Source organism: Rhodosalinus sp. (genome assembly GCF_046542825.1).
GTDB lineage: Bacteria > Pseudomonadota > Alphaproteobacteria > Rhodobacterales > Rhodobacteraceae > Rhodosalinus.
The window spans coordinates 1-14,833 of the sequence record NZ_JBKHAQ010000072.1; the positions used below are offsets into that span (position 1 = coordinate 1).

The 14,833-nt window shown below is 68.4% G+C and carries 16 protein-coding genes; 7 read left to right on the forward strand and 9 right to left on the reverse strand.

Annotated features, from left to right (window positions below):
* Nucleotides 1–187 precede the first annotated feature (187 nt).
* The 5 genes from ACLFOB_RS10220 to ACLFOB_RS10240 all read right to left on the reverse strand — a co-directional run bounded on the left by ACLFOB_RS10220 (nucleotide 188) and on the right by ACLFOB_RS10240 (nucleotide 5,475).
* Nucleotides 188–946: an ABC transporter ATP-binding protein gene (locus ACLFOB_RS10220; RefSeq protein ID WP_410915663.1), complete on the reverse strand. Its 759-nt coding sequence runs from the start codon at nucleotides 944–946 to the stop codon at nucleotides 188–190.
* Nucleotides 947–958: 12 nt separating this feature from the next.
* Nucleotides 959–1,714 carry an ABC transporter ATP-binding protein gene (locus ACLFOB_RS10225; protein ID WP_410926014.1) on the reverse strand — a complete coding sequence of 252 codons (756 nt, stop codon included), beginning with the start codon at nucleotides 1,712–1,714 and terminating at the stop codon, nucleotides 959–961.
* Nucleotides 1,715–1,727: 13 nt separating this feature from the next.
* Entirely contained in the window at nucleotides 1,728–2,945 is a 1,218-nt protein-coding gene (locus ACLFOB_RS10230) for a branched-chain amino acid ABC transporter permease (RefSeq protein WP_410915665.1), read from the reverse strand.
* Between the two features lie 4 nt (nucleotides 2,946–2,949).
* Nucleotides 2,950–3,981 (reverse strand): branched-chain amino acid ABC transporter permease, encoded by a 1,032-nt coding sequence (locus ACLFOB_RS10235; RefSeq protein ID WP_410915667.1) that lies wholly within the window; start codon nucleotides 3,979–3,981, stop codon nucleotides 2,950–2,952.
* A 111-nt stretch (nucleotides 3,982–4,092) separates the two neighbouring features.
* Nucleotides 4,093–5,475: a substrate-binding protein gene (locus ACLFOB_RS10240; RefSeq protein WP_410915668.1), complete on the reverse strand. Its 1,383-nt coding sequence runs from the start codon at nucleotides 5,473–5,475 to the stop codon at nucleotides 4,093–4,095.
* 211 nt (nucleotides 5,476–5,686) lie between these two features.
* Here ACLFOB_RS10240 and ACLFOB_RS10245 point away from each other — a divergent pair, with 211 nt between their 5' ends.
* From ACLFOB_RS10245 to ACLFOB_RS10265, 5 genes are all read left to right on the forward strand, one after another.
* Nucleotides 5,687–6,985, forward strand: coding sequence for a short-chain fatty acyl-CoA regulator family protein (locus tag ACLFOB_RS10245; protein WP_410926015.1), 1,299 nt, complete (start codon nucleotides 5,687–5,689; stop codon nucleotides 6,983–6,985).
* 84 nt (nucleotides 6,986–7,069) lie between these two features.
* Nucleotides 7,070–7,438: a response regulator transcription factor gene (locus ACLFOB_RS10250; RefSeq protein WP_410915670.1), complete on the forward strand. Its 369-nt coding sequence runs from the start codon at nucleotides 7,070–7,072 to the stop codon at nucleotides 7,436–7,438.
* A complete protein-coding gene (locus ACLFOB_RS10255; RefSeq protein ID WP_410915671.1) occupies nucleotides 7,435–7,722 on the forward strand; it encodes a hypothetical protein in 288 nt (95 codons plus the stop codon). The genes ACLFOB_RS10250 and ACLFOB_RS10255 overlap by 4 nt, the downstream gene beginning before the upstream one ends.
* Before the next feature lie 14 nt (nucleotides 7,723–7,736).
* Entirely contained in the window at nucleotides 7,737–10,439 is a 2,703-nt protein-coding gene (locus ACLFOB_RS10260; protein ID WP_410926016.1) for an ATP-binding protein, read from the forward strand.
* Nucleotides 10,440–10,475: 36 nt separating this feature from the next.
* Nucleotides 10,476–11,594, forward strand: a complete 1,119-nt coding sequence (locus ACLFOB_RS10265) for a FliM/FliN family flagellar motor C-terminal domain-containing protein (RefSeq protein WP_410926017.1) — start codon at nucleotides 10,476–10,478, stop codon at nucleotides 11,592–11,594.
* A gap of 165 nt (nucleotides 11,595–11,759) precedes the next feature.
* Here ACLFOB_RS10265 and ACLFOB_RS10270 read toward each other — a convergent pair whose 3' ends face one another.
* The 4 genes from ACLFOB_RS10270 to ACLFOB_RS10285 form a co-directional block, all read right to left on the reverse strand.
* Nucleotides 11,760–12,191 (reverse strand): TIGR01244 family sulfur transferase, encoded by a 432-nt coding sequence (locus ACLFOB_RS10270; protein WP_410915673.1) that lies wholly within the window; start codon nucleotides 12,189–12,191, stop codon nucleotides 11,760–11,762.
* Nucleotides 12,192–12,202: 11 nt separating this feature from the next.
* Complete coding sequence (locus ACLFOB_RS10275) at nucleotides 12,203–12,637, reverse strand: DUF6691 family protein (RefSeq protein ID WP_410926018.1); 435 nt, start codon at nucleotides 12,635–12,637, stop codon at nucleotides 12,203–12,205.
* Nucleotides 12,637–13,062 carry a YeeE/YedE family protein gene (locus tag ACLFOB_RS10280; protein ID WP_410915675.1) on the reverse strand — a complete coding sequence of 142 codons (426 nt, stop codon included), beginning with the start codon at nucleotides 13,060–13,062 and terminating at the stop codon, nucleotides 12,637–12,639. The genes ACLFOB_RS10275 and ACLFOB_RS10280 overlap by 1 nt, the downstream gene beginning before the upstream one ends.
* 92 nt (nucleotides 13,063–13,154) lie before the next feature.
* Nucleotides 13,155–14,018 (reverse strand): MBL fold metallo-hydrolase, encoded by an 864-nt coding sequence (locus ACLFOB_RS10285; protein WP_410915676.1) that lies wholly within the window; start codon nucleotides 14,016–14,018, stop codon nucleotides 13,155–13,157.
* 169 nt (nucleotides 14,019–14,187) lie between these two features.
* Between ACLFOB_RS10285 and ACLFOB_RS10290 the strand changes: the two genes are divergently transcribed.
* Both ACLFOB_RS10290 and ACLFOB_RS10295 read left to right on the forward strand, forming a co-directional pair.
* Complete coding sequence (locus ACLFOB_RS10290) at nucleotides 14,188–14,511, forward strand: TraR/DksA family transcriptional regulator (protein ID WP_410915677.1); 324 nt, start codon at nucleotides 14,188–14,190, stop codon at nucleotides 14,509–14,511.
* A gap of 37 nt (nucleotides 14,512–14,548) precedes the next feature.
* Entirely contained in the window at nucleotides 14,549–14,755 is a 207-nt protein-coding gene (locus tag ACLFOB_RS10295) for a hypothetical protein (RefSeq protein WP_410926019.1), read from the forward strand.
* Nucleotides 14,756–14,833 lie beyond the last annotated feature (78 nt).

The following is a 14,833-nucleotide window of genomic DNA, read 5'->3' on the forward strand; positions in this document are numbered from 1 at the left end:
TCCACATGCGCGCGGGCAACCGTTGCCGCCGAGGGCGGATGCGTGGTGGTCATGGTTTTCCTCCCTTGTCCGTCTGCCGGGAACGGCGGTGCCCCGGCAGGCCCTGCCGATGAACCTGGTCCCCGGGCCGAGGACCCGCCCCCGCAAGCAGCCACAAAGGGGGCGGGCGACCCGACCGTCCAGTTGCCTAGATGGCCAGGTACTCGGCACGAAGCTGCTCGTCCCCGAGCACTTCCCTGGCGCTACCGTCGAACACGATCGACCCGGTGTCAAGGATCACCGCCCGGTCGGCGAGTTGCAGCGCGCGCACCGCGTTCTGCTCGACGAGGATGGTGGTCATGCCCTGGCTCTTGATGGTGTGCAGGGTGCGCTCGATCTCGTCCACGATCACGGGCGCGAGCCCCTCGTAGGGCTCGTCGAGCAACAGCAGCTTGATGTCGCGCGCCAGCGCGCGGGCGATCGAGAGCATCTGCTGCTCCCCGCCCGAGAGCGTCACGCCGTCCTGCTTGCGCCGTTCGCCGAGGCGCGGGAAAAGCTCGTAGAGCCGCTCCAGCGACCAGCCGACGGGCGGCGCGATCTGGGCAAGCTTGAGGTTCTCCTCGACCGTGAGGCCCGGGATGATGCGCCGGTCCTCGGGGACAAGGCCAAGGCCGCCCCTGGTGGAGGCCTCGTGGCTCTTCATCTTGTGCAGCGGCTGGTGATCGAGCCAGATCTCGCCATGCGTGAGCTGCGGGCTGTCGAGCCGCGCGATCGCGCGCAGCGTGGTGGTCTTTCCGGCGCCGTTGCGGCCCAGGAGGGCGAGGATCTCGCCCTCGTGCACGTTGAAGCTGATGCCCTGCACGATGTAGCTTTCGCCGTAGTAGGCGTTCATGTCCCAGACCGAGAGGAAGGCGGGCGCCGTCTCGGCCAGGTTGGCGTTTTTCGAGAAGTCGGGCTTGACGTTCATGGTTCTGTCTCCCTAGGCCGCCTCGCCCAGATACGCCTCGCGCACCTTGGGGTGGCCCTTGATGTTCTCCGGCGTGTCCTCGACCAGCGGCGTGCCTTGTGCGAGCACCGTGATGCGTTCGGCCAGACTGAACACGACATGCATGTCGTGCTCGATGATGACCATGGTGATGTCGCGCGTGTCCCGGATCTCCTTCAGCAGGTCGATGGTGTTGTTGGTGTCCGCCCGGCTCATGCCCGCGGTCGGCTCGTCCAGCAGCAGCAAGCGGGGCTTCTGCACGAGGCACATGGCCATCTCCAGCCGCCGCTTGTCGCCGCGCGAGAGCGAGGCGGCGTGCGTGTCGCGCTTCTCCAGCATCTTGACATCGAGCAGGATGCCTTCCGCCTGTTCCACCAGCTCGGCCTCGTCCAGCATCCGCTCGAAGGCGTGCATCCGGAAGGCGCCGTCGCGGCTGGCGAAGCAGGGGATCATCACGTTCTCGAACACCGTGAGGTCGCCGAAGATCTCGGGCGTCTGGAACACGCGGGAAATGCCCATCTGGTTTATCTCGTGCGGCTTGCGGCCCAGGACGCTCTGCCCGTCGAACATCACCGAGCCGGTGTCGGGAATGAGCTTGCCGACGAGGCAGTTGAGCAGGGTGGACTTGCCCGCGCCGTTCGGCCCGATGATCGCGTGAACCGCCTTTTCGGGGACCGAGAGATTGACTTCGGAGAGGGCCTTGAGCCCGCCGAAGCGCTTGTTGACGTCCTTGACTTCCAGAATGCCCATGCGCAGTGCCTCCTCACTCGCCCACATGCGGCGTGGGTCTGGGGTGATGCTCGGGGTCGTCGGCGCCCCTTGTCCTCCGGCCCCGACGACGCAGGCGCGCCAGCCGCTGGCCGCCCTCGACCAGCCCGCCGGGCAGGAAGATGACCACCAGCATGAACATCAGTCCCAGCGTGAGCAGCCAGCCGTCGCCGACGAACATCTGCGCCAGCGCCACGGCGGCGTTCTGCAGCGGGTCAGGGAGGAAGCCGAAGAGCGCGTTGAGATCGCCCTCGTTGAGGCGCGAGAAGATGTTCTCGAAGTACTTGATCATGCCTGCGCCCAGGACCGGCCCGATGAGCGTGCCCGCACCGCCCAGGATGGTCATCAGCACGACCTCGCCGCTCGCGGTCCAGAACATGCGGTCCGCGCCGGCCAGCGGATCGACCGCCACCATCAGCCCGCCGGCAAGGCCGGCGTACATCCCCGAGATGACGAAGGCCGCCAGCGTATAGGGCTTGGGGTTCAGACCCGTGTAGCTCATCCGCTGCTGGTTGGACTTCACCGCGCGAAGCATCATGCCGAAGGGAGAGCGGAAGATGCGGATCGAGATGTAGAAGGCGATCAGCATCAGCAGCGCGCAGAAGTAGTATCCGAAGTTGAAGGTGAAGACCCAGCCGCCCAAAGACCAGTCGAAGCCGTCGCGCATCCTGAGGCCGAAGACGTTGGCAGCGGGGATGCTGCCGCCGTCGTTCGCGATCTCGAGGATGCGGGGGTCGCTGAGCGACAGCTGCAGCCCCGTCTCGCCGGCCGTGATCGGCGTCAGCACCGAATAGGCCAGAGCGAAGGACATCTGCGCGAAGGCCAGCGTCAGGATCGAGAAGTAGATCCCGGAGCGGCGAAGACAGATGAACCCGATGACAAGGCTGAAGAGCCCCGCCACCAGCACCGAGGCGATGATCGCCGGCACCACGTTCACCGTGAGCAGCTTCATCATCCAGACGCCCGCGTAGGAGCCTATGCCCAGAAACGCCGCATGCCCGAAGCTCAGGTAACCGGTGAGCCCGAAGAGGATGTTGAAGCCGATGGCGAAGATGCCGAAGATCACGAAGCGCTGCATCAGGTCGGGGTAGCCCGCGTTGAAGCGCGACAGTCCCGATCCTTCCGGAAACGGATTGAGCAGGAAGGGCGCGAAGGCCACCAGCGCCACGACGATCAGGAAGAGCGTCAGATCCTTCTTTGTAAGTCCCAGCATCGTTTCAGTCCTCCATCACGCCCTTGCGGCCCATCAGCCCGCGCGGACGCACCAGAAGCACGACGATCGCGACGAGGTAGATGATGACCTGGTTGATCCCGGGGATCACGTTGGTCACTGCGGACATCGAGGCGAAGCTTTCCAGGATGCCCAGCAGGAAGCCGGCGAGCACCGCGCCCGGCAGGCTGCCCATGCCGCCGACCACCACGACGACGAAACTGAGCACGAGGAAGTTCATCCCCATGTTGTAGTTGGGCGAGACGATGGGCGTGTACATCACCCCGGCCAGTCCCGCGACGACGGCGGCGATGGCGAACATCACGGTGAAGCGCCGGCCGATGTTGATTCCCAGAAGGCCCACGGTCTCCCGGTCCGCCATGCCGGCGCGCACCACCATCCCGTATGTGGTGAACTGCAGGAAGGAGAAAACCGCGGCGATCACCACAAGCCCGAAGCCGAAGTAGACCAGCCGCCAGTAGGGATACATGATGGTGAAGGGATCGAAGCCCAGCAACACGCCGAAGTCGAAGGAGCCTCGGAAGGCCTCGGGCGCGGGCATCGGGATCGGGTTCGCGCCGTAGACGTATTTGACGAACTGCTGCAGCACGATCGCCAGGCCGAAGGTCACGAGGATCTGGTCGGCGTGCGGGCGCTTGTAGAAATACTTGATCAGCCCGCGTTCCATCGCCAGACCGATCAGCGCCATGATGGGGATCGCGGCCAGGATCGCCAGCGGCACGGACCAGTCGACGATGGCCCCGCCTACCGCCTCTCCGAACCAGTCCTCGACGTATCGAACCTCGACCCGCGTAGGATTGCCGAGAAAGTCCACCCGGCTTTCGTCGACCACCTCGTGCGAGAGGGTGAGCAGGCGGTTCAGCGACACGGCGGTGAACGCGCCCAGCATGAAGAGCGCGCCATGCGCGAAATTGACCACGCCCAGCGTGCCGAAGATCAGAGTGAGGCCGAGTGCGATCAGAGCATAGGCAGAGCCCTTGTCGAGCCCGTTGAGGATTTGAAGCAGGAAGGCGTCCATCGCGTGAAGCTCCGGCAGTCGCAGGGCGCACGGGGCCGTGTCGGCGACCCGGCGGGGAAGGGGCGGCCGCGCGCGTGGCGCGGCCGCCCGGCTCTCGTCAGGCGCAGCGGATCAGGCCTCGTTGTTGCAACTGCCCAGCGATCCGCCGGCGAACTGCGGATGATCGTGCGGATAGGTCACCTGCTCGACGGGCGTGACCTCGACGATCTCGACGAGGTCGAACTCGTCCTCCGGGTCTTCCTTGCCGCGCACCACGACCACATCCTTGAAGCACTGGTGGTCCTCGGCGCGGTAGAGCGTGGGGCCGTTGCCCAGGCCGTCGAACTCGAAATCCTCCAGCGCCTCGACCACGGCGCAGGGATCGAAGCTGCCCGCGCGCTCCACCGCGTCGGCATAGAGCAGCGCCTGCACGTAGCCGGTGTGCGCCGCCTGGCTCGGCGGGAAGCCGTACTTCCTGCCGAAGGACTGCACGAAGGCGTTGGTGCCGACGTAACGGTCGCCCCTCTCGTTCTCGAGCTTCCAGTCCCAGTTCTGGCTGCCCAGGATGCCCGCGATGTTGGCGCCCGCGCCGCGCGCCATCAGCTCGGAGTAGAGCGGCACGACGATCTGGAAATCCCTGCCGTTGGCCTGTGCCTCGCGCAGCCCGAACTCGACGGCGTTGGTAAGCGAGTTCACCATGTCGCCGCCGTAGTGCACCAGCACCAGCGTGTCGGCGCCCGACTGCAGGACGGGCGTGATGTAGGCCGAGAAGTCGCCCGCGCCGAGCGGGGTCAGCACCTTGTCCACCGTTTCCCAGCCCATGGCCTCGGTCGCCTCGCTGATCGCCTGCTCGGTGGTGTAGCCCCAGTTGTAGTCCGCGGTCAGGTAATAGGCCTTGCGGTCGGTGCCATAGGCATCGGCCAGCACCGGCGCGAGCGCGGCGCCCGACATGTAGGAGTTGAAGAAGTGGCGGAAGCCGTTGGCGCGGCGGTCCTTGCCGGTTGTGTCGTTGGCATGGGTCAGACCCGCCATGAAGATCACGCCCGCCTCCTGGCAGAGCGCCTGCACGGCGACCGCGGGGCCCGAGGACGACCCGCCGGTGATCATGATGGCGCCGTCCTTCTCGATCATCGAGCGGGCCGAGGCGCGGGCGGCGTCGGTCTTGGTCTGGGTGTCGCCGGTGACGTATTCGACGCGCTTGCCCAGGATGCCCTGGCCGGTCAGCTGGGTTCGCGAGCCGTCGGCATAGCGGAAGGTCTCGAGCATGCCGTTGTCGTCGCCTTCCCCGTTCAGATGCTCCACCGCAAGCTCATAGGCGCGCAACTGGTCGGCGCCCTCGTCGGCATAGGCACCCGACTGCGGCACGTTGAAGCCGAAGGTGACGGTGTCGCCCGTGGGCTCGTTGGTGAAGGCGTTGGCACGGCTGGTGAAAATCGTTGGCAGCGCGACGCCGGCGCCGGCCATGGCCACACCGCCCTTGAGCACGCCGCGGCGCGTGAGCTTTTCTTTGGTCATGTGTTCCTCCCGTTGAGTGACCCCGGCCGGCTTCCGTGCCGGCGCAAGGCGCACCAAGTGCAAAGCGAATATCGCCTACGCTACGTAAAGCTGGCAACAAGCTCCTTCCTTGCAAAATTTTTTTTGTAAATTTCTCCACAATACCATGGTATGCTTTGTAAATTAGTTATTCGGCGGCGCAGAAAGCGCTTGACGATGAAGGGTTTTCGGCATGGCGCGTGACACGCTGATCGGCAGCCGCATCCGCGAGCGCCGCGCGCTCTCGGGGCTGCGGCAGGCCGATCTGGCGCGCCGGGTGGGCATCTCCGCCTCCTACCTCAACCTGATCGAGCACAATCGCCGCAGAATCGGCGGCAAGCTCCTGATGCGGATCGCCGGGGCGCTGGAGGTCGAGCCGTCGCTGCTGTCGGAAGGGGCGGAGGCGGCCCTGCTCGCGCGCCTGCGCGAGGCCGCAGCGGCGCAGCCCGGCACGAAGGCCGAGCTGGACAGGGTCGAAGAGTTCGCCGGCCGCTTCCCGGGCTGGGCCAACCTGCTGGCGGACGCCCGGCGCCGGATCGACGCGCTGGAGGACACGGTCGAGACGCTGAGCGACCGACTGGCGCACGACCCGCATCTGGCCGCCTCGCTGCACGAGGTGCTCTCGACCGTCACCGCGATCCGCTCGACCGCCGCGATCCTTGCCGGCACAGAGGGGCTGGAGCGTGAGTGGCAGGACCGCTTCCATCGCAACATCGACGAGGACAGCCGCCGGCTGGCCGAGGGCGCGCAGGCATTGGTGACCTATCTGGACGGTGCGGCAGACGCGCGCCGCTCGCTGACCTCGCCGCAGGAGGAGATCGACGCCTTCCTCGCGGACCGGGACTTTCACTTTGCCGAACTCGAGGCCCCGGGCGCCGATCCGGCCGAATTGCTCGACCCTGCCGTGCTGACCTCGCAAGCGGCGCGGCAGATCGCGGAGCGACTGTTGCAGCGCTACGCGGAAGACGCGGCGCAGGTTCCGCTCGCGCTGGCGCGCGATGTCGTGGCAGAGCATGGCGTCGATCCCGCCGCGCTGGCGCGCGCCGCCGGCTGCGACCTGCCGTGTGCCATGCGCCGTCTCGCGTCGCTGCCGCCGCAGGCACTGCCTGCGCCCGCCGGCCTCGCGATCTGCGACAGCGCCGGGGCGCTGACCTTTCGCAAGCCGCTGGACGACTTCCCGCTGCCGCGCTTCGGCGGCGGCTGCGCGCTCTGGCCGCTCTTCGAGGCGCTGGCCCGGCCCGGCCAGCCGGTGATGCGCCTGCTGGTGCAGGCGGGCGGCGAGGCACGGCCGATGCGCGCCTTCGCCGTCGCGGCACCGTCGCGCGCCGCCGTTTTCGATGCGCCGCCGCTGATGGAAGCGCACATGCTTGTCGTGGCCGCGCCTGAAGCGACCGCCCCGCCGCCGCTCGAGGTCGGCGTGACCTGCCGGATCTGCCCGCGCGAGGGGTGCCCCGCGCGGCGCGAGCCCTCGCTTCTGAGCGCAGGCTTTTGACTTGGCGGCGCAGCTTGGTGTTAAGTTTCCCACAGGCGCGGAGTCCGCGGGGTGGGAGGCCCCGCAGGGGAGGAGTGTTGCGCAATGGGCAAGCATGTCCTCGTGATCGAGGATGAGCCGAACATCGTCGAGGCGATCCGCTTCATCCTGCATCGGGACGGCTGGCGGGTGGACACCCATTCCGACGGCGCCTCCGCGGTGGCAACGGTCTGCGCGCAGCGGCCCGACATCGTCATCCTGGACGTCATGCTGCCGGGGCGGTCGGGATTCGACATTCTGCGCGAGTTGCGCGGTCTGGACCAGCTGGCCGGACTGCCCGTGCTGATGCTGACCGCGCGCGGCTCGGCCAAGGATCGCGAGACCGCGGAGCGCGCGGGCGCCTCGCGCTACATGACGAAGCCATTTTCCAATGCCGAAGTGCTCGCGGCAGTGCGCGCGCTGGCAGGCGCATGACGTCCCGGCGCCGCCCCCTCTTCGTCTCGCGCGATGTCTATCGCTCGCGCCGGCTGAAGGATGCCTCGCGGCTGCTTCCGGTTATCGGCGCGGCGCTTTTCGCGCTGCCGCTCTTGTGGCGCAGCGAGGAGGGGGCGAGCGTCGGCACCGCCGGCACGCTGCTCTACATTCTCGCCGTCTGGGCGGGCCTGATCCTGTCGGCCTTCCTGATCGCAAGGCGGCTGGCCCGGGACGAGCCGCCCGGCGCCGCGCAGTCCCCTGCCGCCCCGCCGGGCGACGGCTGACGGGGACGGGCGCGATGGTCTCGCTCAACCTGCTCGCCGTCGTCTGCCTGGGCTACGTTGCCTTTCTGTTTGCCGTGGCCTTCGCGGCAGAACGCGCGGCGGCGGCAGGGCGAACGGCCTGGCTGCGCAGCCCCTGGGTATATACGCTGTCGCTGTCGATCTACTGCACCGCCTGGACCTTCTACGGCGCGGTGGGCTACGCGGCGCGCTCGGGGCTGGAGTTCCTGACCATCTACCTGGGCCCGACGCTGGTGATGGTCGGCTGGTGGTGGGGGCTGAACAAGCTGGTCCATATCGGGCGCAGCCAGCGCATCACCTCGATCGCGGACCTGATCAGCTCGCGCTACGGCAAGTCCAGCCTGCTCGCCGCGACGGTCACGATCCTGGCGGTGGTGGGCACCACCCCGTACATTGCCCTGCAGCTCCAGTCGGTGACATTGTCGGTGGCGGCCTTCGCCCAACCCGATCCGGCCCTGCCGGTGCCTGCGCATCCCTCTGCCACAGCGGTCTGGGTCGCGGTGGGTCTTGCCGTCTTCACCATCCTTTTCGGCACCCGCAATCTCGACGCGAACGAGCGGCACCACGGCGTCGTCATGGCCATCGCGGTCGAGGCGGTGGTCAAGCTCTTCGCGCTGCTCGCCGTCGGCGTCTTCGTGGTCTGGGGCATCGCCGGCGGCGCGGGCGCCATCGTGGAGCGGATCGAGACCAGTCCGGAACTGGCCGCCTGGCGCATCGACGGGGCGCGGTGGACCGGCCTGACGCTGCTGGCGGGCGCGGCCTTCCTGTGCCTGCCGCGAATGTTTCAGGTGATGGTGGTGGAACTCGAGGACGAGCGGCACCTGCGCACCGCCTCATGGGCCTTTCCGCTCTACGTCTTCCTGATCAGCCTGTTCGTCGTGCCCATCGCGCTCGTCGGGATCGAGACGCTGCCCGAGGGCGCCAACCCCGACCTCTTCGTGCTGACCGTGCCGCTGGCCTTCGGGCAGGAGGGGCTGGCCTTTCTCGCTTTCCTGGGTGGCTTTTCGGCGGCGACATCCATGGTGATCGTCGCCGCGCTGGCGCTGGCGACGATGGTGTCCAACCACCTCGTCATGCCGGTCTGGCTGCGGCTTGCGCGCCGCGGCGCGAGCGTGGCGGGCGACGTGCGGCACGTCGTGCTGCTGGCGCGGCGGCTGTCGATCGCGGGCGTCGTCTTTCTCGGCTATCTCTACTACAGCCTGTCGGGCGGCGGCACGGCGCTGGCGGCCATCGGCCTGATCGCCTTCGCCGGCATCGCGCAGGTGCTTCCGGCGATGATGGGGGGACTCTTCTGGCGCGGCGGGAGCCGGGCGGGGGCTCTGGCGGGCATCGGCGCGGGCTTCGGGCTCTGGCTCTATACGCTCTTCCTGCCCAGCTTCGGGCCGGACGTGGTGCTCTCCGCCGCGCTCATGGCCGAGGGGCCCCTGGGCATCGGCTGGCTCCGGCCCTACGCGCTCTTCGGGATCCAGGGGCTGGACCCGCTGATCCACTCCGCGCTCTGGAGCCTGTCGATCAACACGGTGCTGTTCCTGACCGTCTCGCTGGCAAGTTTTCCCGAACCGCTGGAGCGGCTGCAGGGCGCGCAGTTCGTCAGTGCCCTGGGCGCGCCGGGTGGCGCGCGCAGCTGGCAGGGCGGTGCCGTGCAGGCAGAGGACCTGATGGTCATGGCACAGCGCATCCTGGGCCCCGGCGAGGCGCTGACGCTCTTCCGGCGCGAAGCCGCGCGGCAGGGATTGGGCGGCTATTTGCCCGAGGCGACGCCCGAATTCCTGGAGGTGCTGGAGCGCGAACTCTCCGGCTCGGTCGGCGCGGCCGCAGCGCACGCCATGCTCGCGCAGATGGTGGGCGGCATGCAGGTCTCGGTGCAGGATCTGCTCGCGGTGGCCGACGAGACGGCGCAGATCATGGAATATTCCGCCCGGCTGGAAGCCAAGCAGGAGGAACTCACCCGCACCGCGCGGCAACTGCGCGAGGCCAACGAGAAACTGACGCGCCTGTCCGTGCAGAAGGACGCCTTTCTCGGCCAGATCAGCCACGAGTTGCGGACGCCCATGACCTCGATTCGCGCGTTCAGCGAGATCCTGCGCGACATGGGAGAGGACCGGCCGCTCGATCGCGCGACGCAGGCGCGATACGCCTCCGTCATCCACGACGAGGCAATCCGCCTGACCCGCCTGCTCGACGACCTTCTGGACCTCAGCGTGCTGGAAAACGGGCAGGTCAGCCTGAACGTGAGCGAGGGCAGCCTGTCCGACCTGCTCGACCATGCCGTCGCCACCGCCGCGGCCGGCGACGAAGGTCAGGCGCTGCGCGTCCGGCGCGAGCGGGGGGCCGAGCGCATCCGCCTCGTCACCGACCTCGACCGCCTGAGCCAGGTCTTCATCAATCTCGTCAGCAATGCCCGGAAATACTGCGCTGCGCCCGAGCCGCAGCTCACGATCCGGACCGGGGCGGAGGGCGACTGGATCACGGTCGATTTCATCGACAACGGCCGCGGCATCCCGCGCGACCAGCACGACGTGATCTTCGAGAAGTTCGCGCGCATCGGCGATCAGGAGGCGGGCGGCGCGGGCCTTGGGCTTGCCATCTGCCGCGAGATCATGGCGCGGCTGGGCGGGACGATCGCCTATCTGCCGGGGCAGGGGGGGGCGGCGTTCCGCGTGCGGCTGCCGGCGCGCGCCGCGATGGCCGCGCAGTAAGCGCCGGTTAACCCTGCGGTCCTAGTCTGCCTCGACATGAAGCTGCAGCACGCGGAGGAGACGATGGGCGGCGAGCAGGCCAATCCGATTCTGCGCCGCAAGACGACCGCGGGGCGGCGGCAACAGGAGGCGCGCGCGCCCTCGGCGAAACGCGCGCTGCGCCTGGCGCTCGCGCGAACCGCCGAGACGCGCCTGCGCCTCGGCCTTGTCGTAACGTCAGCCACGGAACAGTCGCTTGATCAGGAGGCGCTGATCGCAGCGCTGGACGAGTCCGGCATGATCCTACTGATCGAAGGGCCGGATGGCCGGGCCGGCGCGATGGTGCTGGATGCGGGGATCGTGGCGGGCGTGGTGCAGCACCAGACCACGGGCCGCGTGTCGGATGCGCCGCCCGAACCGCGCCGCTTCACGGCGACCGACGCGGCTATCGTGGCCCCGCTGGTCGAAGGCATGCTGGAGCGCGCGGCCGACGACCTGGCGCAGGGGCCGGAAGCGGACTGGGTCGCGGGCCTGCGCTTCGGGGCTCGGCTCGACGGGCTGCGCGCTCTGGCGCTCGCGCTACGCGCGTCGGACTTCCGTCTCTTCGGGTTCTCGGTCGAACTGGCGGCGGGTGCGCGCCGTGGCGAATTTGCCGTGGCTCTGCCTGCGCCTCCCGAACCGGACACCCCCGAGCCCGACGCGGCGGCGCCGAAGGGTCCGGCCGCGACGGCGACGAGGGCGCCTGTCGAACTCGTCGCCATCCTGCACCGCCTGCGCATGCCGTTGACGGAAGCGGCTGCCCTGGCGCCCGGCACATTGCTGCCCCTGCCAGGGGACGTGTTGAGCCGCGCCGTCATCGCAACGCGAGACGGACAGACGGTCACCCCCGTCAGCCTTGGCCGCCTCGACGGGATGCGCGCCCTTCGCCTTTCGGGTGGAGCGGTTGCAGCCGGCGAAGCGCAGGCTCGCGGGACGGCGCGGCAACAGCCGGCGGCGCCGGACGAGGAGCGCACGGCGCAAGAGGCGGTCAGTGCATCGACGCGCCCGGCGCGGCACACTGTCGACGAAAGACCGAAACAGGACTTCGCGGAGAGATCGGCAAAGGCCGCCACGGAACCCTTGCCGGAACTGCCGCCGCTGGAGATCGACGCGCCCTTTGGCGGCGCGGAAGAGTAGCGCTCGGCAGCCTCTGCGCCGCAGGGCGGCCCTCATCGGGACCGCCGTATCGGGATCGCAGGGTGCAGTTGCCGCGGCGCTACCCCTCCCGGGGCGGCGGCGCTCCGCAGGTGCCGACGGGTGCAGGCGTGGTATGCCGCGCGGTCGCGCGGCGGGCGCCCCGCGTCATCCTCGTCCGGTCGCCATCGCGTCGAGCGTCGGGCGCAGACCGTCGAGCATGTAGCCCGCCCGCGCGGTGGCCGCCAGGATCTCGTCGGTCGGGCGCGCGCCCGCCTGACCCAGCGCCCAGACCACCGAGCACCGCGTGCCCGACGCGCAGTAGGCCAGCACCTTGCCCTCCGCGCTCTCCACCAGCTCGGCCTGACGCGCCACGTTCTCTGGCGTCATGGTCTGATGGGTGAGCGGCACCGCGGCGAAGTCCATGCCGGCCGCGCGCACCGCCTTTTCCACCTCTGCTGCATGGTGCGAGGGCGGCACCTCGGTGTCGGGCCGGTTGCAGATGACCAGGGTCACGCCGGCCTCTGCCAGCGCCGGCGCATCGTCCGGGTCGATCTGCGGCGAGACGTGGTAGGTATCGGTGATCTGGCGCAGTTCCATGACGAGACCTCCTAAGCGGCCTGTGCCGGCCGGGTCAATCGGGCGAGCACCGGCGGTGCCGCCAGCATGCCCCCGATCATCGCCGCGAAGAATACCCAGTGCCCCACGCCGCCGTAGCTGAGCGAGGCGACCGAGGGCCCGGGGCAGAGCCCGGCAAGGCCCCAGCCCGCGCCGAACATCACCGAGCCCAGCGCCAGCCGCGTGTCGAGCCGCACCGGCGGCGGCGGCGGGAAGGTGCCGCCCAGAACGGGGGTCGCACGCCGCTGTGCGATCTGCCAGGCGATCGCCATCGGGATGATCGCGCCGCCCATCACGAAGGCCAGCGTGGGATCCCAGTCGCCGAAGATGTCGAGCCAGCCCTGCACCTTCGCGGTGTCGGTCATGCCCGAGATGAAAAGACCCGCCCCGAAAAGGCCGCCGGCCAGGAATGCGAAGAGATTGCGCATCAGATGATCCCCCAGACATGGCGGAAGAGCAGCACGGTGGCGCCGCCCGCGAAGATGTAGAAACCGGTGGCGATAAGTCCCCGGAACGACAGCCGCGAGATGCCGCAGACGCCGTGCCCCGAGGTGCAGCCGTTGGCGATCCGGGTGCCAAGGCCCACCAGAAGCCCCGCCGCCACCAGAACCCACCAGTTCGAGGTGATATTGGTCTCGACCGCGCCGTAGAGCGGCAGAAGCGCGATAGGCAGCAGGAAGACGCCGGCGAGGAACGCCGCGCGCTCCGCCCAGTTCGACTTGCCCGAGCCGTCCACCAGCCCGCCGAGGATGCCGCTGGCACCCATGATGCGCCCATTGGCGAGCAGATATACCGCGCCCCCCGAGCCGATCAGCAGGCCGCCGATCAGGCCCCAGATCCAGTCCTGTTCCATTGTGTAGATGATCCCTGTCTTGCGTTCGGAGTGAAACCGCCCCGGTCCGTCCGTTCGCGCAGGACCGCACCGGGGCGCATGTGGCGTGACGGTCAGATCTTGTTGACCGGCACCTTGAGAAAGACGTCGCCCTGGTCGTCAGGCGGCGGCATCTGGCCCGCGCGCATGTTCACCTGCAGCGAGGGGATGATGAGCTTGGGCATGTTCAGCGTCGCGTCGCGCTCGTCGCGCATCTTCACGAACTCTTCCTTCGACCTGCCGGCGCCGACGTGGACGTTCTTTGCCTTCTGCTCGCCCACCGTCGTTTCCCAGGCGTAGTCCTCGCGGCCCGGGGCCTTGTAGTCGTGGCCCACGAAGATGCGTGTCTCGTCCGGCAGGGCGAGGATCTTCTGCACTGATTCGTACATCGTTTCGGACGAGCCGCCGGGGAAATCGCAACGCGCCGTGCCGAAATCCGGCATGAAGAGCGTGTCGCCCACGAAGGCCGCGTCACCGATGACATAGGTCAGGCAGGCGGGCGTGTGGCCGGGCGTGTGCAGAACGTCGCCGCGCAACTGGCCGATGTGAAAGCTGTCGCCCTCCTTGAAGAGCTGGTCGAACTGCGAGCCGTCGCGCTGGAACTCGGTCCCTTCGTTGAACACCTTGCCGAAGGTGTCCTGCACGATGCGGATGTTCTCGCCGATGCCGATGCGGCCGCCCAGCCTTTCCTGCAGGTAGGGCGCGGCCGAGAGGTGGTCGGCGTGCACATGCGTCTCGAGGATCCAGACCGGATCGAGCCCCTCTGCCTTGACGTATTCGATGATCTCGTCGGCCGAGCGGGTGTCGGTGCGGCCGGACGCGTAGTCGAAATCCAGAACGCTGTCGATGATCGCCGCCGCTTTCCCGTTCGGGTCGCGCACGACGTAGGAGATGGTGTTGGTGGCTTCGTCGAAGAAGGCCTTGACGTCGGGTTTCATGCTGTATCCTCCGTTTGGGACGACATATACGTTTTACTGAATACGTATCAAGGCCCATGATGCCCCCGGAGGGTCGCTGGCGTGTTGACCTGCATCAAGGCTTCGTGATCGCCTTGGATGGCACAGTGCCGCGACGCGACCGCGAACGCGACCAAGGAGGAGGAGCCTGATGACCACGCTCGAAGAACGCCGCGAGGCGCTGCTCGCCCGTCTGGGCGAACTCGACAGCCGCCTGCACGCGATCGAGGCGGAACTCGACGTGCCGGTTTCCAAGGACTGGGAAGAGGCGGCCGTCGAGCAGGAGGATGACGAGGTGCTGGAGGCGCTGGGGGCCCAGACCCAGACCGAGGTGCGCCGCATCCGCGCCGCGCTGGAGCGGATCCGCACGGGCGAATACGGCTACTGCGTGGAGTGCGGGGCCGAGATCGCGCCGGCGCGGCTCGACCTGCTGCCGGCGACACCGTTCTGCGCCGACTGCGCAGCCAAGCACTGAACGCCAGGCACTGAACGCCAGGCCCCGGGAGGGCGTCATGGACCGCGACGATATAAGGCGCATAGAGGCGCAGATCGAGGAGATCGAGGCCGAGATCGAGGCGGCCGAAGGCGCCGACCGCGCCGAGCTTCAGGCCCACCTCGAAGCTGCGCTGCGCAAGCTGCGTGCCGCCAATGCCGAGTTTGACGGCGCGGCGGGTGACGACGACGACGACGACGACGAGTTCGACAACATGCCGGTCTGAACCGCACGGCCATGGGCCGTGCCCCCGGAGGAGCCTGCCGTTCCGGGGCCGGAGCCTTCGATCTGACTTGGCGTGCCG

What these genes read in the sequence shown, in the direction of transcription:
- ACLFOB_RS10265 (WP_410926017.1), top strand. Translation starts at nt 10,476, where the DNA reads ATGAAGCTGCAGCACGCGGAGGAGACGATGGGCGGCGAGCAGGCCAAT.
- ACLFOB_RS10290 (WP_410915677.1), top strand. Translation starts at nt 14,188, where the DNA reads ATGACCACGCTCGAAGAACGCCGCGAGGCGCTGCTCGCCCGTCTGGGC.
- ACLFOB_RS10240 (WP_410915668.1), bottom strand. Translation starts at nt 5,475, where the DNA reads ATGACCAAAGAAAAGCTCACGCGCCGCGGCGTGCTCAAGGGCGGTGTG.
- ACLFOB_RS10230 (WP_410915665.1), bottom strand. Translation starts at nt 2,945, where the DNA reads ATGCTGGGACTTACAAAGAAGGATCTGACGCTCTTCCTGATCGTCGTG.
- ACLFOB_RS10285 (WP_410915676.1), bottom strand. Translation starts at nt 14,018, where the DNA reads ATGAAACCCGACGTCAAGGCCTTCTTCGACGAAGCCACCAACACCATC.
- ACLFOB_RS10220 (WP_410915663.1), bottom strand. Translation starts at nt 946, where the DNA reads ATGAACGTCAAGCCCGACTTCTCGAAAAACGCCAACCTGGCCGAGACG.
- ACLFOB_RS10225 (WP_410926014.1), bottom strand. Translation starts at nt 1,714, where the DNA reads ATGGGCATTCTGGAAGTCAAGGACGTCAACAAGCGCTTCGGCGGGCTC.
- ACLFOB_RS10295 (WP_410926019.1), top strand. Translation starts at nt 14,549, where the DNA reads ATGGACCGCGACGATATAAGGCGCATAGAGGCGCAGATCGAGGAGATC.
- ACLFOB_RS10255 (WP_410915671.1), top strand. Translation starts at nt 7,435, where the DNA reads ATGACGTCCCGGCGCCGCCCCCTCTTCGTCTCGCGCGATGTCTATCGC.
- ACLFOB_RS10250 (WP_410915670.1), top strand. Translation starts at nt 7,070, where the DNA reads ATGGGCAAGCATGTCCTCGTGATCGAGGATGAGCCGAACATCGTCGAG.
- ACLFOB_RS10270 (WP_410915673.1), bottom strand. Translation starts at nt 12,191, where the DNA reads ATGGAACTGCGCCAGATCACCGATACCTACCACGTCTCGCCGCAGATC.
- ACLFOB_RS10245 (WP_410926015.1), top strand. Translation starts at nt 5,687, where the DNA reads ATGGCGCGTGACACGCTGATCGGCAGCCGCATCCGCGAGCGCCGCGCG.
- ACLFOB_RS10260 (WP_410926016.1), top strand. Translation starts at nt 7,737, where the DNA reads ATGGTCTCGCTCAACCTGCTCGCCGTCGTCTGCCTGGGCTACGTTGCC.
- ACLFOB_RS10235 (WP_410915667.1), bottom strand. Translation starts at nt 3,981, where the DNA reads ATGGACGCCTTCCTGCTTCAAATCCTCAACGGGCTCGACAAGGGCTCT.
- ACLFOB_RS10275 (WP_410926018.1), bottom strand. Translation starts at nt 12,637, where the DNA reads ATGCGCAATCTCTTCGCATTCCTGGCCGGCGGCCTTTTCGGGGCGGGT.
- ACLFOB_RS10280 (WP_410915675.1), bottom strand. Translation starts at nt 13,062, where the DNA reads ATGGAACAGGACTGGATCTGGGGCCTGATCGGCGGCCTGCTGATCGGC.